This window comes from Citricoccus sp. NPDC055426, from assembly GCF_040677445.1.
Classification (GTDB): domain Bacteria; phylum Actinomycetota; class Actinomycetes; order Actinomycetales; family Micrococcaceae; genus Citricoccus.
The window spans coordinates 231,383-256,879 of the sequence record NZ_JBFARZ010000004.1 but is presented as its reverse complement, the minus strand read 5'-3'; the positions used below and the strand labels follow the sequence as shown (position 1 = coordinate 256,879).

The following is a 25,497-nucleotide window of genomic DNA, read 5'->3' as shown; positions in this document are numbered from 1 at the left end:
TGGACGAGTTCACCTTCCGCTTCAACCGCCGAACAGCGACCAGCCGCGGACTGCTCTTCTACCGGCTGCTCCAGCAAGCCGTGAAGACCGATCCCACACCGCTCCGGGAACTCTCCATTTCCGCATCTGCGGACTAACTTCAGCTAAGCAGATACCCAATACACATGTTCGAAGACGGGGTGCGGGAAGGCAAGGGTGCAGCAGATCTGCTGGCCTGCGTCTCCGTGCTGGCGGCGCTGCCGGCCCCGGTCTCGGAGGCCGAGTCGGTGGACCGGATTCGCGCGCTGGAGGAGCTCAAGGCGGCGTGTGCGGCCGCGCAGGCCCGGACCACGGCGGCCCTGCACGGGATGAGGACCGAGGCCGAGGCGGAGCAGGGGGTGCCCGCCCGGGAGCGCGGCCGCGGACTGGCCGCGGAGGTCGCCTTGGCCCGCCGGGAGTCGCCGAACACCGGGTCCAGGGACCTGGGTCTGGCCCGGGCCCTGTGTGAGGAGATGCCGCATACCCTCGCCGCCCTGACGCGTGGGGCCATCTCGGAGTGGAAGGCCACCATCATGTGCCGGGAGACCGCCTGGCTCTCCGTGGAGGACCGCCGCCAGGTGGACGAGGTGATGGCGGACCAGCTCGAGGAGCTGGGGGTCAAGAAGCTGGCCGGGGTGGCCCGGGCCCATGCCCAGCGGTTGGACCAGGCCTCCGCCGTGGAGCAGATGAACCGGTCCGTGCGGGAACGCCGGGTCTCGGTGCGTCCGGCCCCCGGGGGCATGGCCTACCTGACGGCCCTGTTGCCGATGGCCCAGGCCGTCGGCTGCCTCGCACGCCTGAAGAAATCCGCGGCCACCACCGTCGGGACCGGTGCCCGGGCCGAGCGGACCCAGGACCAGGTCATGGCCGACCTCCTCGTGGAACGCCTCACCGGACAGGCGAAGGCCGAGGACGTGCCGGTCGAGGTCCACCTCGTCATGACGGACCGATCACTCTGGGGCGGCTCCGGGCCCGACGCCCCCGGCCGGGACCAAGCCGCTGAGGGCCCGGCCGTTGAGGGCGCCGCGAGCGGCGACCAGCCGGTGCCGGACCAGACGGAGCCGGACCAGACGGGAGGGTCGGAGATCCCGGCCTGGCTGGTCGGGCATGGCCCCCTGCCGGCCGGGGTGGCCCGGAGGGTCATCGCGGATTCGGAGGCCGAGGTCTACATCCGCCGGCTGTACACGGATCCGGCATCCGGACAGCTCGTGGCCATGGACTCGAAGCGCCGCACCTTCAGCGGAGCCCTGCGCCAGCTGATCCTGGTGCGGGACGACACCTGCCGCACCCCCTACTGCGACGCCCCGGTGAAACATGTCGACCACGTCACGCCGTACCGGGACGGCGGACCCACCAGCGCCTCGAACGCCTCCGGGCTGTGCGCGCGGTGCAACTACTCCAAGGAGGACCCGGCGTGGTCCCATGCCTCGGACGGCGACCGCTTGGCGGTCACCACGCCCACGGGGCACCGCTACGCGGCCCGGACCGGACCGCTCGTGGCGGGAGCTCCACCGGGGACCCTGTCCGGTCGCCTGACGGTGCCGTCAACCGACCGGCAACCAGATGTGCCCCGTTCTCAGCCTGATCCGGTGCTCGGCGAGGTGACCTACCGACCGGTCGACAGCGTCCTCGAGCGGGGACTGGTCCAACTGTTGATGGCTGCTGCGGTGACGCGGCGTGCTGCTGTCGGTACCCCTGCACCCCTCTGCCAGCTTCCGAGGTCAGCCGCCCGACCGTGACGGCTCGGTCTCGGATCTGAAGGTGCGGATCAACCCGGCGGCCTCCGGCGCCCGCTCGTAATGGATGAGGTGGCCGACACCGTCAAGGATCTGCAGCTGGACGCTGGGGGAGGCCCGGCCGATGCGTCGGGCCAGTTTGCGCTGACCACGCACGGAGCCCAGCTCGTCATCGGCGCCGGCGACGAGGAGCACGGGCAGGCGCAGGTGTTCCGCCACGTCCAGCACGGATCCCGTGGTGGAGGCCCGGTAGGCCTCCACCAGCACGGTGCGGTGATCGAAGGAGGAGAAGTAGTTCTGGTGCTGGTCGTGCAGGTAGGCCAGGGTGTGGCGGTCGCTGGTCTTCGCCATGACGGTGCCGGTGATCCAGACGACCACCGGGGAGGACAGCACCGCGTGACCGAGCCGACCGGGCAGCGCCGCCGAGACCTCGTAGTAGCCCGCCGCGATCCGGGACATCAGCACCTTGGCGGTCGAGTCGTCGGCGGTCAGCGCCGGTTCGCAGATCGGGTTGAGCAGGACCAGCCCGTCCCACCGCTCTGGGGCGGCCATGGCCAGATGGGACGCGATGACGGTCCCGAAGGAGTGGCCCACCAGGGTGGGCCGGGAGACCAGGCCCAACGCCTCCACGGCACTGCCCAGGGCCGCCGCATAGTGCGCCACGGTGTGCTCGGCATCGGGGAAGGCCGGCGAGTCGCCGAATCCCGGTAGCTCCGGCAGGAAGATCTCCTCGCCGGGCAGGCAGTCGGCCAGCAGGGCCAGGCCGTGATGGTCCCCCCTGAAGCCGTGGATGGCCACGATGGGCGCGCGGCGGCCGGCGGCGTCAGAACCGGCCGGGTCGGCCGCCATGCCGGGCGGGTAGTGCCACACGGCCAGGGGGGTGGCGCGCCCCGAGAGGGGATCCGGGATCTCGACCAGGAGCCGTTCCGGGGTCCGGGCGGGGAATCCGGTGATGACCGAGGTGTCCCGTGGCGCCGGGGGGACGAGCAGACGATCACGCCAGCGGATCGGCAGCGGCCGGGGGGCTGCCATGGGGGCTGCTCGGGGAACCGGGGGAGGCGGGGGAGTCGGGGAGGTGCTCACGGTCTCAGGCTAACCACCTCCCGGCGCGAGTGTGGATAGGCTTCCCGCATGAAGGCAGTCATCAGCATCGACCAGGGCACCACCTCGACCCGGGTGGTCGTGATGACCGAGGACGGGCGGCTGGCCGGCAGCGCACAACGCGAGCACCGCCAGTACTTCCCGCAGCCCGGCTGGGTGGAACACGACCCGTTGGAGATCTGGGAGAACACGCGCGAACTCACCGGGCTGGCCCTGACCCGGGCCCGGCTGAGGCCCAGCGATGTGGCCGGCGTCGGGATCACCAACCAGCGGGAGACGACGGTCCTGTGGGACTCGGTCACGGGGCGGCCGGTGCACCGGGCCATCGTCTGGCAGGACACCCGCGCGGACGAGCTGATGGACCGCCTCAAGGCCGACGGGCACGAGGACGCCGTGCGTGCCAGGACCGGGCTGCCACTGGCGTCCTACTTCTCCGCAGGGAAGATCAACTGGATGCTGGACAATGTGCCGGAGGCGGGCGAACTCGCCCGGACCGGCCGACTGCGCGCGGGCACCATGGACAGCTGGCTGTTGTGGAACCTGACAGGAGGCCCGGACGGCGGCATCCACTCCACGGACGTGACCAACGCCTCGCGCACCCTGCTGATGGATCTGGAGACCCTCGACTGGGATGACGACCTGGCCAAGCTCTTCGGCATCGACCCCGACCTGGCCGCGGGCATGCTGCCCCGGATCCACCCCTCCGTGGGCGAGTTCGGCACGATCGTCGGGGCCGAGCCGCTGAGCGGCCTGCCGGTGTGCGGCATCCTCGGGGACCAGCAGGCGGCCACCTTCGGGCAGGCGGCCTTCAACCGCGGGGACGTGAAGAACACCTACGGCACCGGGTGCTTCCTGTTGCAGAACATCGGCACCCTGCCGGAGATCTCGGACCACGGCCTCGTGACCACCGTGGCCTACCAGGTGGAGGACGGCCCGGCCTACTACGCCCTGGAGGGGTCGGTGGCCGTGGCCGGCTCCCTCGTCCAGTGGCTGCGGGACAACCTCGGCATCATCCGGACCTCGGAGGAGGTGGAGGCGCTGGCCGGGTCGGTCCAGGACAACGGCGGGGTCTACTTCGTTCCGGCCTTCTCCGGGCTGTACGCCCCGTACTGGCGGCCGGACGCCCGGGGACTGATCGCCGGGCTCACCGGGTACGCCACGGCCGGCCACATCGCGCGGGCCGCACTGGAGGCCACCGCCTACCAGTCGCGGGACGTGCTCGAGGCGGTCGTGGCGGATGCCGGCCAGCGGCCGGAGGAGCTGCGCGTGGACGGCGGCATGACCGTCAACGATGAGCTGATGCAGTTCCAGGCGGACATCCTCGGGGTGCCCGTGGTACGGCCGGAACTCGTGGAGACCACTGCCGTCGGGGCCGCCCACGCGGCGGGGCTGGCCTCCGGCGTCTGGCGGGACCTGGATGAGGTGGCTGGCCTGTGGCGCGAGGGACGACGCTGGGAACCGGTCATGTCCACCCGGGACCGGGACCGACTGCTGGGCCACTGGGAGCAGGCCATCCAGCGGTCCCTGGGCTGGGCGGAGCAGGACTGAGCGAGGCTGATTCCAGCGCCCCGGGCCCCCCGGAGTACGATGGACAGGCGCGCCGAGCGCCCGGGCGACCGGGCCGGCGTCGCCGTTCATTAAGACCCCCGCCATGCACCCGCAACGCACTTGAAGGACAGGACCTCCGTGAGCCAGCCAGCACCAGGTACTCCCCAGCCCCACGAGACCGAGGAGTACTCGTTCGCGGCGCTGGAGGACCGCTGGGGCGGCTATTGGGAGGAGCACCACACCTTCGCCCCGCTCGACGACGGCTCCGCCGAGCGCCGCTACGTCCTGGACATGTTCCCGTATCCCTCGGGGGATCTGCACATGGGCCACGCGGAGGCGTTCGCCATGGGGGACGTGGTGGCCCGCTACTGGATGCAGCAGGGCTATGACGTCATGCACCCCATCGGCTGGGACTCCTTCGGGCTGCCCGCCGAGAACGCCGCGATCAAGCGCAACGCGCATCCGGCCGAGTGGACCTACAAGAACATCGACACGCAGAAGTCCTCCTTCCAGCGCTATGCGATCTCGGCGGACTGGTCCCGCGAGCTACACACCTCCGACCCGGAGTACTACCGCTGGACCCAGTGGCTCTTCCAGCAGTTCCATGCCCGAGGCCTGGCGTACCGCAAGGACTCCCCGGTCAACTGGTGCCCCCAGGACCAGACCGTGCTGGCCAACGAGCAGGTCGTCAACGGCGCCTGTGAGCGCTGCGGCACCCAGGTGACCAAGAAGTCCCTGAACCAGTGGTACTTCAAGATCACCGACTACGCCGACCGTCTCCTGCAGGACATGGCGGAGCTCGAGGGCCACTGGCCCGAGCGCGTGCTGGCCATGCAGCGCAACTGGATCGGCCGCTCCGAGGGCGCCCACGTCGACTTCCACGTCGAGGCCACCGCGGGCCAGGCCGGCCGGGACCTCACCGTCTTCACCACCCGCCCGGACACCCTGTACGGGTCCACGTTCATGGTGGTCGCCGCCGATGCCGAACTGGCCCTGGACCTGGTGGACCCCTCCCACCGGGAGGCACTTCAGACGTACCGGGAGGACCTGAAGCACGTCTCGGAGATCGAGCGCCAGGCCACGGACCGCCCCAAGACCGGCGTCTTCCTGGGCCGCCACGCGGTCAACCCGCTCAACGGGGAGAAGCTGCCGCTCTGGGCCTCGGACTACGTGCTGGCCGACTACGGCACCGGCGCCATCATGGCCGTCCCGGCCCACGACCAGCGTGACCTGGACTTCGCCCGCACCATGGACCTGCCCGTGCGCGCCGTGCTGGACACCGGTGAGGAGGACCCCGCCGTCTCCGGCGTGGCCACCACCGGGGAGGGCACCCTCGTGAACTCCGGCGGCCCGGAGGGGCTCGACGGGCTGGGCAAGACCGAGGCCATCAGCCGCGCGATCGAGATCCTGGACGGGCGCGGCACCGGCCGCGGCACCGTCAACTACCGGCTGCGCGACTGGTTGCTGTCCCGCCAGCGGTTCTGGGGCGCGCCCATCCCGATCGTGCACTGCCCGGACTGTGGGGAGGTCCCCGTCCCCGAGGACCAGCTGCCCGTGCTGCTGCCACAGGACGTGGCCGGCGAGCAGCTCGCGCCGAAGGGCAAGTCCCCGCTGGCCGGCCTCGAGGACTGGGTCAACACCAGCTGCCCGTCCTGCGGGGGAGCGGCCCTGCGGGACACGGACACCATGGACACCTTCGTGGACTCCTCCTGGTACTTCATGCGGTTCGCGTCCCCGAACGACGACGATCAGGTCTTCGACCGTTCCGCGGTGGACCGCTGGCTGCCGGTGGACCAGTACGTGGGCGGCGTGGAGCACGCCATCCTGCACCTGCTCTACTCGCGCTTCTTCACCAAGGCCCTGTATGACATGGGCCTGATCTCCTTCACCGAGCCCTTCAAGGCGCTGCTCAACCAGGGGCAGGTGCTCAACGGCGGCAAGGCCATGTCCAAGTCCCTCGGCAACGGCGTGGACCTCGGCGAGCAACTGGACACCTTCGGCGTGGACGCCGTCCGCCTGACCATGATCTTCGCCTCCCCGCCCGAGGACGACGTGGACTGGGCGGACGTCTCGCCCGGCGGCTCGGCCAAGTTCCTGGCCCGCGCCTGGCGGCTGGCACAGGACGTCCAGGCCTCGGGTACGGCCCCCGGGACCGATCCCGACGGCGGCGACCTCACCCTGCGCCGGCTGACGCACCGCACCGTGGCGGATGCCGCCCGGCTGCTGGACGAGCACAAGTTCAACGTGGTGGTGGCCCGCACCATGGAGCTGGTCAACGGCATCCGCAAGGCGATAGACAGCGGGTCCGACGCCGGCCCGGCCGGCTCCGGCGCCGCGGACCCGGCCGTTCGTGAGGGCGTCGAGGCCGTGGCCATCCTGCTCAGCCTCTTCGCGCCCTACACGGCCGAGGACATGTGGGCCAAGCTCGGCCATGAACCCTCGGTGGCCCGGGCCGGCTGGCCGGCGGTCCAGGACGCGCTGCTGGTGCAGGACACCACCACGGCCGTGGTGCAGGTCAAGGGCAAGGTCCGGGACCGTCTCGAGGTGCCCACGGACATCTCCGCCACGGACCTTCAGGAACTCGCCCTGGCCTCCGAGGCCGTGCAGCGCTCCATCGGCGACGCTGCCGTCCGCAAGGTGATCGTGCGCGAGCCCAAGCTCGTCAACATCGTCGTCTGAGGGGCTGACCGCCAGCGGTACGGCCGAGGCACCACGGGAGAGGAGTGAGCATGGCCGATCTGGCCACATGGCAGGAGGCCATGCTCACGTACATCCGGCAGGTGCGCAGTACCCAGCCCGGCTGGGTCAGATTCGGCCTGCCGCCGTCCCGCAAGGGCCGCACCGCGATCGTGACCGACTCCTCGGCCTCGATCCCGGCCCAGGTGGTGGCGCACCCGCTGGCGAAGGGGCTGCGCCAGGTGCCCATGCCGGTGATGCTGGGGCAGCAGATCCACACGGAGGGCACCTCCGAGCTGATGCGCGAGCTGCCGCTGGCTCTGGCCGCCGGCACCTCGGTGAAGACCTCGCGGCCCGCGCCGGGGTCCTTCAGCGCCGTCTACCAGGAGCTGGCCGAGTCCGGCTTCGAACAGATCATCTCGATCCACATCTCCGGCCAGCTCTCGGGGACGGTGGAGGCCGCCCGCCTCGCCGGCCGGGAGGCCCTCATCCCGGTGACGGTGGTGGACTCCCACACCACGGGGTTCGCCCTGGGCACGGTGGTGCTGGACGCCGTGATCGCCGCCGGCTTCGGCACCCCCGCGGACCAGATCCTCGCCCGGGTGGACGAGGGCACACAGGAGGCCGAGGTCTTCTTCACGGTCCCGAACCTGGACCAGCTCCGCCGCGGCGGCCGGATCGGCACCATGGCCGGCCTGCTCGGCACCCTGCTCAATGTCAAGCCGGTGCTGACCCTTCAGGACGGGATCGTCTCCCTCGTGGACCGGCCCCGCACCACGGCCCGTGCCACGGAGCGTCTGGTCGAGCTCGCCGAGGAGGCCGTGCAGGGCGTCGAGGGACGGAGGGAGCGGCTCGCCATCCACGGATTCGGCAACGAGTCCGCCGCCCATGAACTGGCCTGGCGGCTCCAGCACCTCTCCGCCCTGCCCATTCCCGTGATCCCCCTGCCTGCCGTGCTGGCGGCGCACCTGGGGCTGGGGGCGTTGGGCGTCACCCTGAACCCCCTTCCTGCACAGCGGCCCGGCTGACGGCGCGCCGCCCCCACCGGACGGGGGACCTCTGCCGCCGCGGCCGCGATGGGACCAGTGTGGGGGCATGGGACGCCACCACTACGCCGCCGGGGCCGCCGAGACCCCCGACAGCACCGAGGCCTGGGACCCGGATGACTGGGAGGAGCCACCGCCGACCGCGCCGTTGTGGCGCGTCCGGATCGTCACCTCGGCCGTCCTGCTGCTGGCCGTGGTGGCCGGGACCTGGTGGGCCGTCGGCTGGCTGACCTCCCCGGCCGGCCCCACGGGCCCCGGTGCGCCGGTGGCGGCGCCGGTGAAACCGGCCGCACCGGACACCCCGGTGCCCGACGGCGGCCCCACCGGACCCGCCGAGACCGTCACCGTCCATGTGGCCGGGGAGGTGGCGGAGCCCGGCCTCGTGGAACTGCCCGCCGGCGCCCGCGTGCAGGACGTCTTGCAGGCCGCCGGCGGCCCCACCGATGAAGCTGCGGTAGACCGCCTGAACCTGGCGGCCCCCGCCATTGACGGCAGCCAGATCCTGGTACCGGGGCCGGAGGGCGTCCCCGGAGCGGTCAGCGGCGGTGGCCCGGCTGCTGCGGGTACCCCCGCTGCCGCCGGGACAGGCGTCGGCGGAACCGGGATGGGCGGGCCTGGAGGCGTGAACGTCAACACCGCCGACTCCGCCACCCTGGAGCAGCTCCCGGGGATCGGCCCCGCGCTGGCGGGCCGGATCATCGACCATCGAGAGCAGGTCGGACCCTTCGGCTCCCTGGAGGACCTGGACGCCGTCTCGGGTATCGGGCCCGCCATGATGGAACGGTTGGACGGCCTGGTCTCCTGGTGAGGATCCAGGCCGGCGGGCGGGTGCCGGCGCCGGTCGACCTGCGGCTGGTGCCCGCCGTGATACTCACCCTGGCCGCCTGCCTCGCGGTGCCCGTGCTGCCGTACGGGATGGCCCTGAGCCTGCCGTGGTGGCTGTTGGCTGCTGCCGTGGTCTCCACGGTGGTACTGGTGATCTCGGCCCGTGGTGGGCGGCCCGGCACCGGTCAGCTGGCGCGGGTGACGGCGGTGGCGGCCCTGACCGCGTGCGCCTGCTGGATCGCCGCGGTCGCCGCCCTGCAGGCCGCCGGCGAACGGGTTCCGGTCCGGGAGTCCGGGTGGGAGGCCGCCGTCGCGGCGGAGCGGCCCGTGCGGGTCTCCGGAGAGGCCGCCGGCACGTCCACCCGGCGTGCGGGACCCTATGGGGACTCGTGGCACCTGACGGTGTCGGTGCAGTCGTTCGGTCATCCGCTCACCGAGGTCCCCGGTGGTGCTGAGGTCGTGGTGTCCGGCGGGGGAGACTGGGCCGGGGTCGCGGAGGGCGCCGGTCTCTGCTTCGTGGCGACGCCGGAGGCGGAGGGCGCCACGGTGTTCGCCCGCGCGTCCACCGGCCCCGGAACGGACACCGAGGCTGACGCCTGCCACGCCCTGACGCCGGGCCCGGACGCCGGACAGGACACCGGACAGGACGCCGACCAGAGCGGACCCACCGGTCGCGACCTGGTCCGCGAGGCCGTGCGACAGGCGGCGTCGGGATCGGTCGGCACGGCCCCGCAGCTGCTGCCCGGACTCGTGCTCGGTGACCGTTCCGTGCAGGAGCCCGAACTGGATGAGGCGATGAAGACCTCGGGACTGAGTCATCTGTCCGCCGTCTCCGGGGCGAACTGCACCTTGATCGCCGGCGCCGTGACCATGGCGTTGCGGTCCTTCCGGGTCCGCCGGCCGGTGGTGCTCGGCGCCGTGCTGGGGGTGCTGGTCCTCTTCGTGATCATCGTGGGCCTGGAGCCGTCCGTGATCCGCGCCGCCGTCATGGGTGCCCTGGGCGCCTGGGCCGTGTTCTTCGGACGGGGGCGGCAGGCCCTGCCGCTGCTGTGCCTGGCGGTCTGCGTGCTGTTGTGCTGGCAGCCCGGGCTCGCGGGGGAACCGGCGTTCCAGCTTTCCCTGGCCGCCACGGCCGGGATCGTCCTCGCAGCGCGTCCGGTCGAGCAGTGGCTGACGGCCGTGCTCAGCCGGTGGCTGCCCGGCCCCGTGGCGGGAATCCTGGGCGCGGCCCTGGCCGTGAGCGCCACCGCGCAGATGGCCTGCCAGCCCGTCCTCGTCGGGATGACCGGGGAGCTCAGCGCCTACGCGGTACCGGCCAACCTGATCGCTGCCCCGCTGGTGCCGTTCGTGACCGTGCCCGGCACGGTGGCCGCTGTCCTCGCGGTGCCCCTTCCCGGGCTGGCGGCCGGGGCGTTCTGGGTGGTCGGGTGGCCGGCCGCGGGCATCGGGTGGATCGCCACCGCGGTGTCCCGGTGGCCCGGATCCGTCCACCCCTGGCCCGAGGGGTGGCTGGGCGCGGCCCTGGTGGCGGCACACCTGGCGGCGGCCCTCGCCCTGCTGTGGCTGCTGATGCGCTGGGAACGGACACGGCCGGCCCGGGTCCGGGTGCTCGGTCCCCACGGCAGGCCACCGAGCCGGCCGCCCCGCCGACTCCGCTGGATGCTGGCGGCAGCCTGGACCACCGTCTGCGCGGCGGCGGGAAGCCAGCTCGGGCTGGTGATCGCCCCACCCACGGGAACGCTGCCGACCGACTGGTCCCTGGCCGCCTGCGACGTGGGCCAGGGCGACATGCTCGTGATGCGCACGGGGGAGAGGTCCGGGATGGTGGTGGACACCGGCCCTGATCCGGACGCGGCCCGGGCCTGCCTGGACCGGCTCAGGATCCGCCGGGTGGACCTCCTCGTCCTGAGCCACCTGCACCAGGATCACGCCGGAGGCGCCGAGGCGGTCCTGGAGTGCTGCCGGCCCGCGGCGATCCTGTTCTCCTCCAGGGGGGAGGGCGGCGCACCGGTGGGGTCCCGACAGCCCCGGGCAGGTGAGACGGGAACGGCGGGTGACCGGCCGACGTCGGGCTGGCAGGTGGACTGGACCGTGCTGGCGGCCGACCCGGAGGCCGCCAATGAGAACGACGCCTCGCTCCAGATGCTGGCCACCGTCCTCACGCCCCAGGGCGACTACACGGTGTTGCTGACCGGGGACATGGAGGAGGAGGCCAGCGGCACGCTGCTGGACGAGGGGCGGTTCCCGGACGCGGTGGACGTGCTGAAGGTGGCCCATCACGGGGCGCGGAACGGCGGCCAGGAGATGATCCGGGCGGTGGACCCCGCACTGTCCGTGGTGCAGGTGGGCCGGGACAACGGGTACGGCCATCCCCACCCCTCCGTGCTGGCCGAGCTGGAACGGCACGGCTCGGTGATCCGCACAGACCAGCACGGCACCACCGTCCTCTCGCTCCGGGAGGGACAGCTGGTGCCGACGCTCACCGGCTCCCGCGCGCCCGAGCCCAGAGGGCCGGGCCGGACCGGGCAGGGCGGATAGGATGGTCCGCATGCCCGCACCGAGTCGAAACCGCCGCACCACGAGCTCCGGGGCCGACTGGCGCACCGTCACACCCGCCCCGTTGATGCTGCTGAAGGGCCCCGAGGACTTCATCGCCACCCGGGTGATGGACCGGGTGCGTTCGGCCCTGCGGGAACAGGACCCCGAACTGGAGACCCACCGCCTGGACGCGGCCGCCTACGAGGCCGGGCAGCTCTCGGTGTTCGCCAGCCCCTCCCTGTTCGGCGAGGCCAAGATCCTCCAGGTGGACGGCCTCCAGGACATGAACGAGGCGTTCCTGGCGGACTGCCTGGACTATGTCCGTTCCCCGGCGGAGGACGTGACCCTGCTGCTGCGCCACACCGGCGGCACCCGCGGCAAGAAGCTGCTGGACGCGGTCACCGCCGCGGGCGTGCTGGTGGACTGCCAGCCGATCAAGTCCGATGCCGAGAAGTCCGAGTTCGTGCAGGGCGAGTTCCGGTCCCGGCGCCGCTCCATCGACCCCGAGGCCGTGCGGTCCCTGCTGGATGCCACCGGGGGTTCCCTGACGGACCTGGCCGCGGCGTGCCAGCAACTGGCCGAGGACACGGAGGGCACCGTCACGAGCCAGATCGTGGACCGGTACTACGGCGGGCGCGTGGAGGCCACCGCGTTCCGGGTGGCCGACGCCGCGATCGAGGGCCGGGCCGGTCAGGCCACCGCCCTGCTGCGCCACGCCCTCGCGACCGGCGTGTCCGCCCCCGCCATCACGGGGGCCCTGGCCATGAAGACCCGGCAGATCGCGCGGATCGTGGACGCCCGGATCGGCCAGGGACAGATCGCCGGCGTGCTGGGGATGGCCCCGTGGCAGGCCAAGCGGGTGGCGGAGACCGTCCGCTTCTGGAACCCGGCCACCATCGCCGCGGCCATCGAATGGGTGGCCCAGGCGGACGCGGAGGCCAAGGGCCTGGCCAAGGACGCTGACTACGCGGTGGAGCGGGCCGTCACCCGGATCGCCCTGGCCGCCCGCCGCTGACACAGGCCCAGACGCCGCAGCCACAGGCACACTCCAGCAGACTTAAACGACGAGGCCCCCGTCCATCAGGACGGGGGCCTCGGTCACGAGTCGGGCTCAGGCCTCGATCTTGAGCGCGCGCTTGGCGATACCGGACTTGCGGTTGGCAGCCTGGTTCTTGTGGATGACGCCCTTGCCGGCGGCCTTGTCCAGCTTCTTGCTGGCCAGGGCGACGGCGGAGTTCGCGGCAGCCTGGTCGCCGGCGGCGACAGCCTTGTCCACGGCGCGGATGGCGGTGCGCAGCTCGGACTTCACCGCGTTGTTGCGCAGGCGCGCCTTCTCGTTGGTGAGGATGCGCTTCTTCTGGGACTTGATGTTAGCCAAGGAAAAGTCTTTCTGTTGTCTTCTGACGTGGTCGGTGAGGGGTAATCCCGAATCCGGCGACTGAGCGGCGTGGGGATGCCTGGTAAAGCCGTTCCGGGAGTGCCCGTCGACCTGCGCGGACACACAGCTGGATAGTCTATCACGACCAGCCGTTGCGTTCCCGGAGCGCGGCGGACACGGCCTCGAAGGTCCGCTCGTCCACCACCCCGCCCTCACGGCGGACGTCCCGGGGATCGATCTGCAGGATGCGGTCCAGCTTAACCTCGGACGGACGGCCCTTCGAATCCCACGCGCCGGAGCCGACGTCGATGTAGTCCGGATCGTGGGACGTCCGGTTGTTGCGATCGCGGCTCGTCAGCTGGGCCGCCAGCAGGTATCCGCCGTTGCGGCCCACCACGAGCACGGGGCGGTCCTTGCCCCGCCCGTCGAGCTCCTCGAAGGGGACCCACGTCCAGACCACCTCTCCAGGGCCGGCTTCGGGCCCGGGGGCGGGGGAGTACTGGACCCGGGCGGCGCCGTGGAAGTCTCCCGGGTAGTCGGTGAGACGGCCTGCGGAGGGCGCCCGGCCGCCGTCGGGCCTCGGGGTTGATGAGGGGGACGGGGACGTGGGCATCCGCCGGACCTGACGAGCCGCGCGGATCACCCGGCGGCCCACGGACCACAACCGGTTCAGGTTCAATGCCATGGCCACAACCTAGCAACCGCGCGGGCAGGGCGGCGGGCCAGGTGGCGGGCCGGTGCCGGAGAGGCGGAGGCGGGGTTCCGTCGCAAAGCATGGAAGAATAAGGCACCAATCACCTGCTCCCGTATCAGTCGAAGGAAGATGCCAGTGTCGCCCATGGCGAGCAACGCGCCGGTGCCCGCCGCCACCGATCCCGCGGTCATCAGGAATTTCTGCATCATCGCGCACATCGACCACGGCAAGTCCACCCTGGCGGACCGCATGCTGCAGTCCACCGGTGTGGTCCAGCCGCGGGACATGAAGGCCCAGTACCTGGACCGGATGGACATCGAGCGTGAACGCGGCATCACCATCAAGTCCCAGGCCGTGCGGATGCCGTGGAACGTGGACGGGACCGACTACGCCCTGAACATGATCGACACCCCCGGGCACGTCGACTTCACCTACGAGGTGTCCCGGTCCCTCGCCGCGTGCGAGGGGGCCATCCTGCTCGTGGACGCGGCCCAGGGCATCGAGGCGCAGACCCTGGCCAACCTGTACCTGGCCATGGAGAACGACCTCACCATCATCCCGGTGCTGAACAAGATCGACCTGCCCTCGGCGGACCCGGAGCGGTACGCCGCCGAGATCGCGGGCCTGATCGGGGTGGACCCGGACGACGTGCTCCGGGTCTCCGGCAAGACCGGGGTGGGCGTGGAGGCCCTGCTGGACCGCGTGGTGCAGGAGATCCCCGCCCCCGAGGGCGAGGTCGAGGCCCCGGCCCGCGCCATGATCTTCGACTCCGTGTATGACACCTACCGCGGCGTGGTCACCTACGTCAGGGTGGTGGACGGCCGGCTGTCACCGCGGGAGAAGATCCGCATGATGTCCACCGGCGCCACCCACGAGCTGCTGGAGATCGGCGTGTCCTCCCCGGAGCCCAAGCCCTCCAAGGGCCTGTCCGTGGGGGAGGTGGGCTACCTCATCACCGGCGTGAAGGACGTCCGCCAGTCCAAGGTCGGCGACACCGTCACTGGCGCCACGAATCCCGCCGCCGAGCGGATCGGCGGCTACGAGGACCCCAAGCCCATGGTGTTCTCCGGCCTGTACCCGATCGACGGCTCCGACTACCCGGTGCTGCGGGACGCCCTGGACAAGCTCAAGCTCAACGACGCGGCCCTCGTCTACGAACCCGAGACCTCCGTGGCCCTCGGCTTCGGCTTCCGCGTGGGCTTCCTCGGCCTGCTGCACCTGGAGATCATCCGAGAGCGCCTCGAGCGCGAGTTCAACCTGGAGCTGATCTCCACCGCCCCGAACGTGGTCTACGAGGTCACCAAGGAGGACAAGACGGTCGTCACCGTGACAAACCCGTCCGAGTTCCCCGAGGGCAAGATCCAGGAGGTCCGTGAGCCCATGGCCTCGGCCACCATCATCGTGCCCAGTGAGTTCATCGGCTCGGTCATGGAGCTGTGCCAGGGCAAGCGCGGCCAGCTGAAGGGCATGGACTACCTCTCCGAGGAACGCGTGGAGATCCGCTACTGGATCCCCCTCGCCGAGATCGTGTTCGACTTCTTCGACCTGCTCAAGTCCCGCACCAAGGGCTATGCCTCCCTGGACTGGAAGGCGGACGGGGACCAGGTGGCCGACCTGGTCAAGGTGGACATCCTGCTCCAGGGCGAGGCCGTGGACGCCTTCAGCTCCATCACCCACAAGGACACCGCCTACGCCTACGGCGTGATGATGACGGGCAAGCTCAAGGAGCTCATCCCGCGCCAGCAGTACGAGGTGCCCATCCAGGCGGCCATCGGCTCACGCATCATCGCCCGCGAGAACATCCGGGCCATCCGCAAGGACGTGCTCTCCAAATGCTACGGCGGCGACATCTCCCGTAAGCGCAAGCTGCTGGAGAAGCAGAAGGAGGGCAAGAAGCGCATGAAGATGGTCGGCCGCGTGGAGGTGCCCCAGGAGGCCTTCATCGCCGCGCTCTCCTCGGACGGGGCCGGTTCCGAGACCGGCGCCAAGAAGTAGTACGCCGCTTGCCTTCCATCCTGCCCCTCGGCAACCCCGCGCCCGACGACGGCCGGTTCCCCGCCGAGGTCGGCCGCCGGATCCGCGCGGCGGAGGAGGGCGGGGCGCCCCGCACCTTCAGCCTGTACGTGCACGTGCCGTTCTGCACCGTGCGCTGCGGGTACTGCGACTTCAACACCTACACGGCCGAGGACCTGGGGCCCGGGGCGTCCCGGACCTCCTATGCGGACACCGTCTCCGGCGAGCTCGACTTCGCGGCCGAGGCGCTGAAGGCCTCCGCCATCCCGGACCGCACCCTGGAGACCGTGTTCTTCGGCGGGGGCACCCCCACACTGCTGCCCGCCGCTGATCTCGTCGGTATCCTGTCCCGCGCCCGGGACGTCTTCGGGATCACGGAAGGCGCCGAGGTGACCACGGAGGCCAATCCCGACTCGGTCACCGCAGCCTCGCTGCGGGAGCTGGCCGAGGGCGGATTCACCCGGGTGTCCTTCGGGATGCAGTCCGCCGTGCCGCACGTGCTGGCCACGCTGGAACGCACCCATCGCCCGGAGAACGTGCCGGCCGCCGTCGCCTGGGCCCGGGAGGCCGGGCTGGAGGTGTCCCTGGACCTCATCTACGGGACCCCGGGGGAATCCCTGGAGGACTGGCGCACCACCGTTCTGGCCGCGCTGGAGCTATGCCCCGACCACCTCTCGGCGTACTCGCTGATCGTGGAGGAGGGCACCAAATTCGGTGCTGCCGTGAAGCGCGGCGTGCAGGATGACGTGGACCCGGATGACCAGGCGGACAAGTACCTGCTGGCCGAGCGGCTCTTCGCCGAGGCCGGCTACCGCTGGTACGAGATCTCGAACTGGGCCCTGGACCCGGACGATGAGGGGATCCACCGGGCCCGGCACAACATGGCCTACTGGCGGGACCAGGACTGGTGGGGCGCCGGCCCCGGAGCGCACTCCCACCTGGCCGGCGTGCGGTTCTGGAATGCCAAGCACCCGGCGGCCTACGCCCAGCGGCTGGCCACCGGCGTCTCGCCCTCGGTCGGCCGCGAGGAACCGGACGCCGAGGCGCGGTTCCTCGAACGGGTCATGCTGGGGGTGCGTCTGACGGAGGGCCTGCCGGTGGCCGAGCTCGAGGCGGCGCCCGACGGCGGCGCGCAGGCCAGGCAGGAGATTGCCGCGATGATCGGTGAGGGCCTGCTGGACGGCCGGGCCGCGCTGGCCGGCCGGCTGGTGCCGACCCTGCAGGGCCGCCTGTTGGACGACGCGATCGTGCGGCGGCTGGCCGGGTTCTGACTACTGGATCAGGCGCAGGTTCAGCGGGTAGCGGTACGGCCGGCCCTTGTTGCACTGGATGCCCGCCGCCACGCCGGAGACCGTCATGAACAGCCACAGCAGCATGGCGACGATCCCGAAGATGCCGCCCACGATCGGGATGAGGGCCAGCAGGTTCGCCACGATGGCCAGCACGGTGGGCGGCAGCGTGAAGTTCAGCGCCTCCTTGGCCTCCTGGGCCGTGAACGGGCCGCGGTGGCGGAAGACGAGGTAGATCACCAGTGAGGGGATGCAGCCGAGGAACCCGCCGAAGTGCGCGAGGGTGGCCCACTGGCGGTCCTCGGAGGGGTTCAGTGGCTCGGCCTGATCGGGGGAGCCCTGCAGCTGCTGGTCGCGCCGGGGAGCGGCGTGGGGACGCTGGCGGTGTGGACCACCGGGCTGCTGCTGGGACACGGCCTGGGCCTTTCCGATCGGGAGTCGTTCGGTCGCCAGTGTACCGCCGAGCCCCGGGAGTTCCGTGCACGGCCGGGGCGCGGTCAGTCCCCGGTGGCGGTGAGGAAGTCGATGACCTCCTCCACCCGGCCCAGCAGGGACGGCTCGAGGTCGGCGTAGGTGCGCACCTGCGCGAGCAACCGCTTCCAGCCCAGCCCGACGTCCTCCTTGGTGCGGTGGGGCCAGCCGAGCCCGGCGAGGATGCCGGTCTTCCAGTCCTGGCCCCTGGGCACCACAGGCCAGGCGCGGATGCCCAGGACGGCCGGTTTGATGACCTGCCAGACATCCACGTAGGGGTGGCCGACGATCAACACGTTGCCGCGAGCCCCCGGCACCCGCATGGCCTCGGCCGCGATCCGCTCCTCCTTGGAGCCGGAGACGAGGTGGTCCACCAGGATGCCGAGGCGGCGCTGTGGACCGGGGGAGAACTCGGTGATGGCACCGGCCAGGTCGTCGACCCCGTGCAGGGGCTCCACCACGATGCCCTCCAGCCTCAGGTCCTCGCCCCAGACCTTCTCCACCAGCTCGGCGTCATGCAGCCCCTCGACCCAGATGCGGGAGGCCCGAGCCGTGCGGGCCCGGGCGTTCTCCACCCGCAGGGAGCCCGATGCCGTCCGGCGTGGTGGCGCGGCGGAGGCCCCGGCGTCCGAGCCGACGGCCGCCGAGGGGGGCACCGCCTCGACGGGCTCGCCGTCCACGAGGAACCCGAATCCGAGGGGGAAGGACTTGGTGCGTCCCTTGCGGTCCTCCAGCACGACCAGGTGGACGCCGCCGGACTTCTCGACCCGCAGCACGGCGCCCGTGAACCCGGTCCCGGTGTCCTCCAGGACGGTCCCCGTGGTCGCAGGGACCTTGGTGACGGTACGGGCGGCAGGGCGGAACCCGCCATCGAGGGTGCCCGGGCCCCAGCTGTTCCATTCCACGTACTTCTCCATTCCACGGCTTCTCCATTCGAAGCTCGGACCGACGCTAGCAAGCGGGCTGGGGGAACCGGGGGATCGGCTCGCGCGGGGACTTGCCGGGGGACTCACCCGGGGAGGGGTCCCGGGGAAGGGTCCCGATTGGACACGGGTACTAGACTTGGCACTTGAATGTGCTGAGTGCTAAGCCGGGTGCTGGCTGGAGACCGAGGGCGGACAGGAGGGACCGATGAGCGAACAACCACGTCGCATGCAGGTACTGCAGGCCATCGTGGAGGACTACGTGTCCTCCCGTGAGCCGGTCGGTTCCAAGGCCCTCGTGGACCGCCATCAGCTGGGGGTGTCGTCCGCGACGGTGCGCAACGACATGGCGGCGCTGGAGGAGGAGGGGCTGATCGTGGCCCCGCACACCTCCTCCGGCCGGATCCCCACGGACAAGGGCTACCGGCTCTTCGTGGACCAGATCTCCGAGGTCAAGCCGCTGTCCGCCGCGGAGAGGCGGGCGGTGCAGACCCTGTTGGACGCCACCGGCGACTTCAACGAGATGATGGCCCGCACGGTGCGAGCCCTCGCGCAGCTGACCAACCAGGTGGCCGTGCTGCAGTACCCGCACGTGGACTCCTCCACCATCCGCCACCTCGAGTTCGTCTCCCTGGCCCCGCACCGCGCCCTGGTGGTGGTGATCCTGTCCTCGGGGCAGGTGGACCAGCGGGCCTTCCACGTGGAGGCGGAGGCGCCCGAGGCCTCTGTGGCGGCGCTCAAGCAGCTCTTCCTGCGCTACCTGGACGGACTCACCCCGGCCCAGGCGCCGGACGGGCTGCGCCTCGCCCTCGCAGAGGTCCCCGCCGAGGACCGTGCCCTGGCCCTCGGGTTCGCCGCCCACCTGGACCAGGTGTTCGCCGCCCGCCGGGAGGACCGCATCATCATGGCGGGCACCGCCAACCTGGCGCGCTCCACCGGTGACTTCCCCCTCTCGATCGGGCCCATCCTCGAGGCACTGGAGGAACAGGTGGTCCTGTTGCGCCTGCTGACCGAGATGGAACAGGATGTGCGTGGTCTCAGTGTGCGGATCGGGTCCGAGAACTCGGGATCCCTGGCCGAGGCCTCCGTCATCGCGGCAGGCTACGGCCCGGGAGCCCCGGGTGCCGGGGCCAAGCTCGGCGTGGTGGGACCCACCCGGATGGACTATCCGGGCACCATGACCGCCGTCCGGGCCGTGGCCCGGTACCTGTCCCGGATCCTGTCCCAGCAACCGTGACGGCAACCGTGGGCACAGCAGTGAGCACCGCAGGACCAGAGACATTCTTCACACCATTCACCACCGGAAGGAACACCGCAGACCGTGGCTGACCATTACGAGGTGCTCGGCGTCGGCCGAGACGCCTCCGCCGAGGAGATCAAGCGCGCCTACCGCAAGATGGCGCGCAAGCTCCACCCTGACGTGAACCCCGCGCCGGAGGCCTCCGACCAGTTCAAGAACGTGACCCGCGCCTACGAGGTCCTCTCGGACTCGGAGAAGCGCCGCAACTACGACGCCACCGGCCATGAGAACGGCACCGGCGGCATGGGCGGCGGATTCGGCGGCGGGGACTTCGGCGGCTTCCAGGACATCTTCGAGACGTTCTTCGGCGGCGGCGGATCCGGCGGCATGGGCGGTGGCATGGGCGGAGGCCCCACCAGCCGGGCCCGCCGCGGCCAGGACGCCCTCATCATGGCCAAGCTCGACCTGCAGGACGCCGTCTTCGGCACGGAGAAGACCCTCGAGGTGGACACCGCCGTGGTCTGCCCCACCTGTGACGGCACCTGCTGCCAGCCGGGCACCCATCCGGAGACCTGCACCATCTGCAACGGCCAGGGCGCCATCCGGCGGCCGGTGCGTTCCATCCTCGGCACGGTCATGGCGGCCGAGACCTGCTCCGCCTGTCAGGGCTTCGGCACCGTCATCCCGGACCCGTGCCGCGAGTGCTCCGGCCAGGGCCGCATCCGCCAGCGCACCTCGCTGACCATCAAGATCCCCGCCGGTGTGGCCACCGGCACCCGGATCCAGCTGGCCGGACGGGGCGAGGCCGGCCCAGGCGGCGGGCCCAACGCCGATCTCTACGTGGAGATCGAGGTGCGCCAGCACGAGGTCTTCGTCCGCGACGGGGACCACCTGCTGGCCACCATGAGCGTGCCGATGGCCGCCGCCGCCCTCGGCACCACCCTCACCCTGGACACCTTCGACGGTGAGCAGGAGGTCCCGGTCAAGGCCGGCACCCAGTCCGGCGAGGTCCAGACCCTCAAGGACCTCGGCGTGGGCCGGCTGCGCGGCTCCGGCCGCGGCGACCTCAAGGTCACGCTCCGGGTCGAGACCCCCACCAAGCTGGACGATGAACAGAGGGCCCTGCTCGAGCAGCTGGCCACCCTGCGCGGTGAAGACGTGGTGCACGGCACCACCGAGCACCGCGGCCTGTTCTCCAAGTTCCGGGACAACTTCAAGAACCTGTGAGCTGAACCGTGAGCAACCCGCTCTTCTACGTCGAAGCCGGCGCCCTCGGCCCGGTCACCCTCGGGGGCACCGCCGTGCTCACCGGCGCCGAGGCCCGTCATGCCGCCCAGGTCATGCGCCTGGCGCCGGGGGAGCGGGTGGACGTGGCGGACGGCTCGGGCCGGCGCGTGAGCGGGCCCGTGGTGTCCGCCGCCGCCGACCGTCTCGAGGTGTCCGCCGAGTCCGTCACGGATGAACCGGCCCCCAGCCCGGAGCTCGTGCTGGTCCAGGCCCTGGCGAAGGGCGATCGGGACCTGCTGGCGGTCCAGACCGCCACGGAGCTCGGCCTGGACGCGGTCCACCCCTGGCAGGCCGAGCGGTCCATCGTCCGTTGGAAGGGCGAGAAGGCCGCCAAGGCCGTGGCCAAGTGGGACGCGGCACTGCTCGCGGCCGCCAAGCAGGCGCGCCGCACCCGGGTGCCGCGCACCGAGAGGATGCTCGACGGCGTCGCGGTCGCCTCGGTCTGCGGCCCCGGTACCCTGGTGCTCGTCCTGCACGAGGACGCGAGGCAGTCCCTCGGCGAGGTGCTCGAGGAGGTGCTCGGTGAGGCGGCGGAGCAGCGCGGCGGCGCGGTACCGCCGGTCGGGCGGATCGTGCTCGTCGTGGGGCCCGAGGGCGGCATCAGCCCCGCCGAGGTCGGGGCACTGACCGGATCCGGGGCCCGCCTGGTGCTGTTGGGCCGCAATGTCCTGCGGTCCTCCACGGCCGGGCCGGCCGCCGTCGCCGTCCTCCAGCAGCTGCTGGGCCGGTTCGGGCCGCGGACGTAGACTGAACCCCAGAAGCCAACCCACCAGCGCAGGAGCTGAAGCACCTCCCTTGAGTCTTCCCACGGAACGTGACCAGATCACCATCACCTTCGCCTCGGCGGAGACCATGGTGCGGACCCTCGGACCGCAGGACCTGCTGCTGCGGGTCCTGGACGGCCTGTACCCCGAACTGACCGTCTCCGTGCGCGGCGAGGACCTGGACGTGGAGGGCCCCGACCGGGACGTGAACCAGGCCCGGCAGGTCATCGAGGACCTGCACGCCCTCGCGCGGCGCGGCACCTCCGTCACGCCCGACGTGATCGAACAGGTCACGTCCCTGGTCCGCGGCGGCTCCGGCGCGGGTGCCTCCGGCCTGCTCTCCGCCTCGATCCTCTCCAGCCGGGGCCGCAAGATCCGGCCGAAGACGCTCAACCAGCAGGACTACGTCCAGAGCATCGACGAGAACACCATCACCTTCGGCCTCGGACCGGCCGGCACCGGCAAGACCTACCTGGCCATGGCCAAGGCCGTGCAGTCCCTGCAGGCCAAGGAGGTCAACCGGATCATCCTGACCCGTCCGGCCGTGGAGGCGGGGGAGCGGTTGGGCTACCTGCCGGGCTCACTGAGCGAGAAGATCGATCCGTACCTGCGGCCCCTGTACGACGCCCTGCATGACATGGTCGAGCCCGAGTCCATCCCCCGGCTGATGGCCGACGGGACCATCGAGGTGGCACCGCTGGCCTACATGCGAGGCCGCACGCTCAATGACGCGTTCATCATCCTGGACGAGGCGCAGAACACCACCGGGGAACAGATGAAGATGTTCCTGACGCGCCTGGGCTTCGGCTCCCACATGGTGGTCACGGGGGACACGAGCCAGGTGGACCTGCCGCGGGGCACGGCCTCGGGCCTGGCCCAGGCCGTGTCAGTCCTCGAGGGGCTCGAGGACATCGCCGTCATCCGGCTGCAGTCCGTGGACGTGGTCCGCCACCGCCTGGTGAGCCGGATCGTGGACGCCTACGAGGAGGAGACCCATGGCCGTTGAGGTCGTCAACGAGTCCGGCCTGGCGGTGGATGAGGAGTCCATGCTGGCGCTGGCCCGCGCCGTGCTGTCCGAGTTGCACGTCCATCCCGGCGCCGAGCTCTCCGTGATCTGCGTGGACGAGGCCGCGATGGCCCAGCTCCACGAGGAGTGGATGGACCTGCCGGACGCGACGGACGTCATGAGCTTCCCCATGGACGAGCTGCGGCCCGGCACCGCGGACGCGCCCAGCCCGGAGGGGCTGCTCGGGGACATCGTGATCTGCCCCCAGGTGGCCTCCGTCCAGGCCGCCCGCGGCGGACACTCCGCCCAGGACGAAATCCTGCTGCTGCTCACCCACGGGCTGCTGCACCTGCTCGGCTTCGACCATGAGGAGGACGAGGAGAGGGCCGAGATGTTCGGGCTCCAGCACCGGCTCCTCAGCGCGTTCCTCGGCCGAGACGCCCCGGACCCCACCGAGGACTGATGTTGACCTCTGTCGCCCTGGCGGCCCTGCTGGCCGCCCTGATCTTCCTCGCCTGGACGCTGGGCCTGGCCGAGACCTCACTCGGCTACCTCTCCCGCAAGGAGGCCGAGGGCATCGCCATGCGCCGCCCGCGCAGCCCGATCCTGACGGTCATGGCGCGGTTGCCCGAACACCTGCACGCGCTGCGGTTCTGGCGCCTCTTCGCCGAGACCACCGCGGCCGTGGCCGGAACGCTGTTCGTGGGCTCACTGATCGGGGACCTGTGGATCACCGCCGGCATCTCGGCGGTGCTCATGATGCTGCTGGCCCTGCTGCTGACGGTGCTGTCCCCCCGGAGCGTCGGGGCCCGGCATGACGTGGCCGCGGCCCAGCGCACCGCAGGGCTCGTCCGCTTCCTCACCGCCGTCCTCGGGCCGCTGCCCGCACGGGTCGCGGCCCCCGGCCCCCGCTCCGAGGACGAGGAGGAGGAGGCCGCCGAGATCGAGGAGCGGCACTTCCGCGAGTTCGTCTCCCGCGCCCATGACGCGGACGTCCTGGAGGACGCGGAGGCCGAGCTCATCCAATCCGTCTTCGACATGGGGGACACCCTGGTGCGCGCCGTCATGGTGCCCCGCACCGACGTCGTGACGGTGGAGACGGGGACCACGCTGGAGGACGCCATGAACCTCTTCCTGCGATCCGGCTGCTCCCGGATCCCCCTGATCGGGGACAGCTCCGACGAGGTCTTCGGCATGGTGTACCTCAAGGACGTGGCCCGCGCCATGCACCGGGGGCTCGGGGACGGCGCCGCCGATCCCGCCAGCCCCGTGGACCGGGTGGCCCGGGACGTGCGCTTCGTGCCCGAGTCCAAGCCCGTGTCCGTGCTGCTGCAGGAGCTCCAGCGCGAGTCCACGCACATCGCGATCGTGGTGGACGAATACGGCGGCACCGCGGGGCTCGTGACCCTCGAGGACCTGATCGAGGAGATCGTCGGGGAGATCTCGGATGAGTACGACCGTCAGGACCGGCCCGAGGTGGAGTTGCTCGAGGACGGCGCCTTCACCGTGGACGCCCGCATGAGCATCGACGACTTCGCCGAGACCTTCGGCATGGACCTGGACGACGAGGAGGACGTGGACACCGTGGGCGGGTTGCTGGCCAAGACCCTGGGCCGCGTGCCGATCCAGGGCTCGCACGTGTCCGTCCAGGGCATCGAGCTGACCGCCGAGTCCCTCCAGGGCCGGCGCAACCGCGTGGCCCGGCTGGTGGTGCGGGTCCCCACGGCGACGGCAGGCCACCGCCGACGCCGTCCCGGCGCCGAGGCACCGTCCGCCTACCCGCCCGAGCAGCCGACCCAGCACCCGAGCCAGCATCCGACGGCGCATCAGAACCAGTCCCAGGAGAGCCGACCATGACGTCCCTGCTTGATTCCACCACCGTCCCCGAGGGATTCCGCGCCGGATTCGTCTCCCTGGTGGGCCGTCCCAATGCCGGCAAGTCCACCCTGACCAATGCGCTGGTGGGGGAGAAGGTCGCCATCACCTCCTCCAAGCCGCAGACCACCCGGCACACCATCCGGGGGATCGTGCACCGGGAGGACTTCCAGCTGGTCCTGGTGGACACCCCCGGCCTGCACCGGCCCCGGACCCTGCTCGGGCAGCGGCTGAACGACCTCGTGAACGAGACCCTCGGCGAGGTGGACGCGGTGGGCTTCTGCATCCCGGCGGACGAGAAGATCGGGCCGGGCGACCGCTACATCGCCGCCCAACTGGCGTTGCTCAACCGCAAGCCCGTGATCGCCCTGGTGACCAAGACGGACAAGGTGAAGCCGGACGCCATCGCCGCGCAGCTGGTCGCCGTCACCGCCCTGGGGGACGAGGTGCTCGGGCCGGAGAACGGCGGGACCGGATTCGCCGCCGTCGTGCCGGTGTCCGCCGTGAAGGGGCACCAGGTCGAGGACGTGGCGAAGGTGCTGGCCGAGCGACTGCCGCTGTCCCCGCCGCTGTACCCGGACGGGGAACTGACGGACGAGCCCGAGATGACCATGGTCGCCGAGCTGATCCGCGAGGCCGCGCTGGAGGGCGTGCGGGACGAACTGCCGCACTCCGTGGCCGTGGTGGTGGAGGAGATGAACCCGCGCGAGGGACGCCCCCAGGACAAGCCGCTGCTGGACGTCTACGCCAACGTGTTCGTGGAACGGGACAGCCAGAAGGCCATCATCATCGGCAGGGGCGGTTCCCGGCTCAAGGCCATCGGCTCGGCCGCACGGACCTCGATCGAGAAGCTGCTGGGCACCCCCGTCTACCTGGACCTGCGGGTGAAGGTGGCCAAGGAGTGGCAGCGCGATCCCAAGCAGCTCGGCCGCCTCGGGTTCTGACGGTGTTAGGCTGGGCCCATGTTCGACCGACTGGACCTCACCGGGATCTCCCCGGACACCGTTGAAGGGCTGCTACTACGGCGCCGCAACGGGGCTGAGCCGTCGGTCGTGGTGCCCGCCACGCG

21 protein-coding genes are annotated in these 25,497 nt (G+C 71.3%); 16 read left to right on the top strand and 5 right to left on the bottom strand.

All coding sequences use genetic code 11. From position 1 onward, the window contains the following. Nucleotides 1–164: 164 nt before the first annotated feature. Nucleotides 165–1,757, top strand: coding sequence for a DUF222 domain-containing protein (locus tag AB0K08_RS09055; RefSeq protein ID WP_363353547.1), 1,593 nt, complete (start codon nt 165–167; stop codon nt 1,755–1,757). On the opposite strand, the gene AB0K08_RS09050 is transcribed toward AB0K08_RS09055, so the two are convergent. Further along, nucleotides 1,740–2,786, bottom strand: coding sequence for an alpha/beta hydrolase (locus AB0K08_RS09050; RefSeq protein ID WP_363353545.1), 1,047 nt, complete (start codon nt 2,784–2,786; stop codon nt 1,740–1,742). The genes AB0K08_RS09055 and AB0K08_RS09050 overlap by 18 nt on opposite strands. Before the next feature lie 99 nt (nt 2,787–2,885). On the opposite strand from AB0K08_RS09050, the gene glpK reads away from it, so the two are divergent. The 6 genes from glpK to holA all read left to right on the top strand — a co-directional run bounded on the left by glpK (nt 2,886) and on the right by holA (nt 12,503). After that, nucleotides 2,886–4,403, top strand: coding sequence for a glycerol kinase GlpK (glpK, locus tag AB0K08_RS09045; protein ID WP_363353543.1), 1,518 nt, complete (start codon nt 2,886–2,888; stop codon nt 4,401–4,403). A gap of 138 nt (nt 4,404–4,541) precedes the next feature. Then, complete coding sequence (gene leuS / locus AB0K08_RS09040; protein ID WP_363353541.1) at nt 4,542–7,082, top strand: leucine--tRNA ligase; 2,541 nt, start codon at nt 4,542–4,544, stop codon at nt 7,080–7,082. Nucleotides 7,083–7,132: 50 nt separating this feature from the next. Continuing rightward, on the top strand, nt 7,133–8,107 hold the full coding sequence (locus tag AB0K08_RS09035) for a DegV family protein (protein WP_363353539.1): 975 nt from the start codon (nt 7,133–7,135) through the stop codon (nt 8,105–8,107). Between the two features lie 67 nt (nt 8,108–8,174). Then, nucleotides 8,175–8,933: a helix-hairpin-helix domain-containing protein gene (locus AB0K08_RS09030; RefSeq protein ID WP_363353537.1), complete on the top strand. Its 759-nt coding sequence runs from the start codon at nt 8,175–8,177 to the stop codon at nt 8,931–8,933. Further along, a complete protein-coding gene (locus tag AB0K08_RS09025) occupies nt 8,930–11,488 on the top strand; it encodes a ComEC/Rec2 family competence protein (protein WP_363353535.1) in 2,559 nt (852 codons plus the stop codon). Before AB0K08_RS09030 ends, AB0K08_RS09025 begins: the two co-directional genes overlap by 4 nt. A 10-nt stretch (nt 11,489–11,498) precedes the next feature. Beyond that, nucleotides 11,499–12,503, top strand: a complete 1,005-nt coding sequence (gene holA / locus AB0K08_RS09020) for a DNA polymerase III subunit delta (RefSeq protein WP_363353533.1) — start codon at nt 11,499–11,501, stop codon at nt 12,501–12,503. 96 nt (nt 12,504–12,599) lie between these two features. Here the strand turns inward: holA and rpsT are convergent, their stop codons facing one another. Beyond that, complete coding sequence (rpsT, locus tag AB0K08_RS09015; protein WP_363353531.1) at nt 12,600–12,866, bottom strand: 30S ribosomal protein S20; 267 nt, start codon at nt 12,864–12,866, stop codon at nt 12,600–12,602. Between the two features lie 139 nt (nt 12,867–13,005). Continuing rightward, the gene (locus AB0K08_RS09010; RefSeq protein ID WP_363353529.1) at nt 13,006–13,551 is read right to left on the bottom strand and encodes a type II toxin-antitoxin system PemK/MazF family toxin; all 546 of its coding nucleotides are present in this window, start codon (nt 13,549–13,551) and stop codon (nt 13,006–13,008) included. Nucleotides 13,552–13,695: 144 nt separating this feature from the next. Between AB0K08_RS09010 and lepA the strand changes: the two genes are divergently transcribed. Together lepA and hemW are read left to right on the top strand one after the other, a co-directional pair. Then, nucleotides 13,696–15,555, top strand: coding sequence for a translation elongation factor 4 (gene lepA, locus AB0K08_RS09005; protein ID WP_363353579.1), 1,860 nt, complete (start codon nt 13,696–13,698; stop codon nt 15,553–15,555). 8 nt (nt 15,556–15,563) lie between these two features. Next, a complete protein-coding gene (gene hemW, locus AB0K08_RS09000) occupies nt 15,564–16,844 on the top strand; it encodes a radical SAM family heme chaperone HemW (protein WP_363353527.1) in 1,281 nt (426 codons plus the stop codon). Here the strand turns inward: hemW and AB0K08_RS08995 are convergent, their stop codons facing one another. Together AB0K08_RS08995 and AB0K08_RS08990 are read right to left on the bottom strand one after the other, a co-directional pair. Then, the gene (locus AB0K08_RS08995; protein ID WP_363353577.1) at nt 16,845–17,207 is read right to left on the bottom strand and encodes a DUF4870 domain-containing protein; all 363 of its coding nucleotides are present in this window, start codon (nt 17,205–17,207) and stop codon (nt 16,845–16,847) included. 152 nt (nt 17,208–17,359) lie between these two features. After that, nucleotides 17,360–18,238 carry a DUF3097 family protein gene (locus tag AB0K08_RS08990; RefSeq protein WP_363353525.1) on the bottom strand — a complete coding sequence of 293 codons (879 nt, stop codon included), beginning with the start codon at nt 18,236–18,238 and terminating at the stop codon, nt 17,360–17,362. Nucleotides 18,239–18,464: 226 nt separating this feature from the next. On the opposite strand from AB0K08_RS08990, the gene hrcA reads away from it, so the two are divergent. The 7 genes from hrcA to era all read left to right on the top strand — a co-directional run bounded on the left by hrcA (nt 18,465) and on the right by era (nt 25,372). Next, on the top strand, nt 18,465–19,493 hold the full coding sequence (gene hrcA / locus AB0K08_RS08985; RefSeq protein ID WP_363353523.1) for a heat-inducible transcriptional repressor HrcA: 1,029 nt from the start codon (nt 18,465–18,467) through the stop codon (nt 19,491–19,493). Between the two features lie 84 nt (nt 19,494–19,577). Further along, on the top strand, nt 19,578–20,723 hold the full coding sequence (gene dnaJ / locus AB0K08_RS08980) for a molecular chaperone DnaJ (protein ID WP_363353521.1): 1,146 nt from the start codon (nt 19,578–19,580) through the stop codon (nt 20,721–20,723). Between the two features lie 8 nt (nt 20,724–20,731). After that, a complete protein-coding gene (locus tag AB0K08_RS08975; protein WP_363353519.1) occupies nt 20,732–21,529 on the top strand; it encodes a 16S rRNA (uracil(1498)-N(3))-methyltransferase in 798 nt (265 codons plus the stop codon). A gap of 49 nt (nt 21,530–21,578) precedes the next feature. After that, nucleotides 21,579–22,553, top strand: coding sequence for a PhoH family protein (locus AB0K08_RS08970; protein ID WP_363353517.1), 975 nt, complete (start codon nt 21,579–21,581; stop codon nt 22,551–22,553). Next, nucleotides 22,543–23,016, top strand: coding sequence for an rRNA maturation RNase YbeY (gene ybeY / locus AB0K08_RS08965; RefSeq protein WP_363353515.1), 474 nt, complete (start codon nt 22,543–22,545; stop codon nt 23,014–23,016). Before AB0K08_RS08970 ends, ybeY begins: the two co-directional genes overlap by 11 nt. After that, the gene (locus AB0K08_RS08960) at nt 23,016–24,410 is read left to right on the top strand and encodes a hemolysin family protein (protein WP_363353513.1); all 1,395 of its coding nucleotides are present in this window, start codon (nt 23,016–23,018) and stop codon (nt 24,408–24,410) included. The genes ybeY and AB0K08_RS08960 overlap by 1 nt, the downstream gene beginning before the upstream one ends. Beyond that, nucleotides 24,407–25,372 (top strand): GTPase Era, encoded by a 966-nt coding sequence (era, locus tag AB0K08_RS08955; protein WP_363353511.1) that lies wholly within the window; start codon nt 24,407–24,409, stop codon nt 25,370–25,372. The genes AB0K08_RS08960 and era overlap by 4 nt, the downstream gene beginning before the upstream one ends. Nucleotides 25,373–25,497 lie beyond the last annotated feature (125 nt).

Excerpts from the sequence above, each read along its gene's own strand:
- AB0K08_RS09035 (WP_363353539.1), top strand. The coding sequence starts at position 7,133 with ATGGCCGATCTGGCCACATGGCAGGAGGCCATGCTCACGTACATCCGG.
- AB0K08_RS09030 (WP_363353537.1), top strand. The coding sequence starts at position 8,175 with ATGGGACGCCACCACTACGCCGCCGGGGCCGCCGAGACCCCCGACAGC.
- AB0K08_RS08960 (WP_363353513.1), top strand. The coding sequence starts at position 23,016 with ATGTTGACCTCTGTCGCCCTGGCGGCCCTGCTGGCCGCCCTGATCTTC.
- ybeY (WP_363353515.1), top strand. The coding sequence starts at position 22,543 with ATGGCCGTTGAGGTCGTCAACGAGTCCGGCCTGGCGGTGGATGAGGAG.
- AB0K08_RS09050 (WP_363353545.1), bottom strand. The coding sequence starts at position 2,786 with ATGGCAGCCCCCCGGCCGCTGCCGATCCGCTGGCGTGATCGTCTGCTC.
- holA (WP_363353533.1), top strand. The coding sequence starts at position 11,499 with ATGCCCGCACCGAGTCGAAACCGCCGCACCACGAGCTCCGGGGCCGAC.
- AB0K08_RS09055 (WP_363353547.1), top strand. The coding sequence starts at position 165 with ATGTTCGAAGACGGGGTGCGGGAAGGCAAGGGTGCAGCAGATCTGCTG.
- AB0K08_RS09010 (WP_363353529.1), bottom strand. The coding sequence starts at position 13,551 with ATGGCATTGAACCTGAACCGGTTGTGGTCCGTGGGCCGCCGGGTGATC.
- glpK (WP_363353543.1), top strand. The coding sequence starts at position 2,886 with ATGAAGGCAGTCATCAGCATCGACCAGGGCACCACCTCGACCCGGGTG.
- hrcA (WP_363353523.1), top strand. The coding sequence starts at position 18,465 with ATGAGCGAACAACCACGTCGCATGCAGGTACTGCAGGCCATCGTGGAG.
- era (WP_363353511.1), top strand. The coding sequence starts at position 24,407 with ATGACGTCCCTGCTTGATTCCACCACCGTCCCCGAGGGATTCCGCGCC.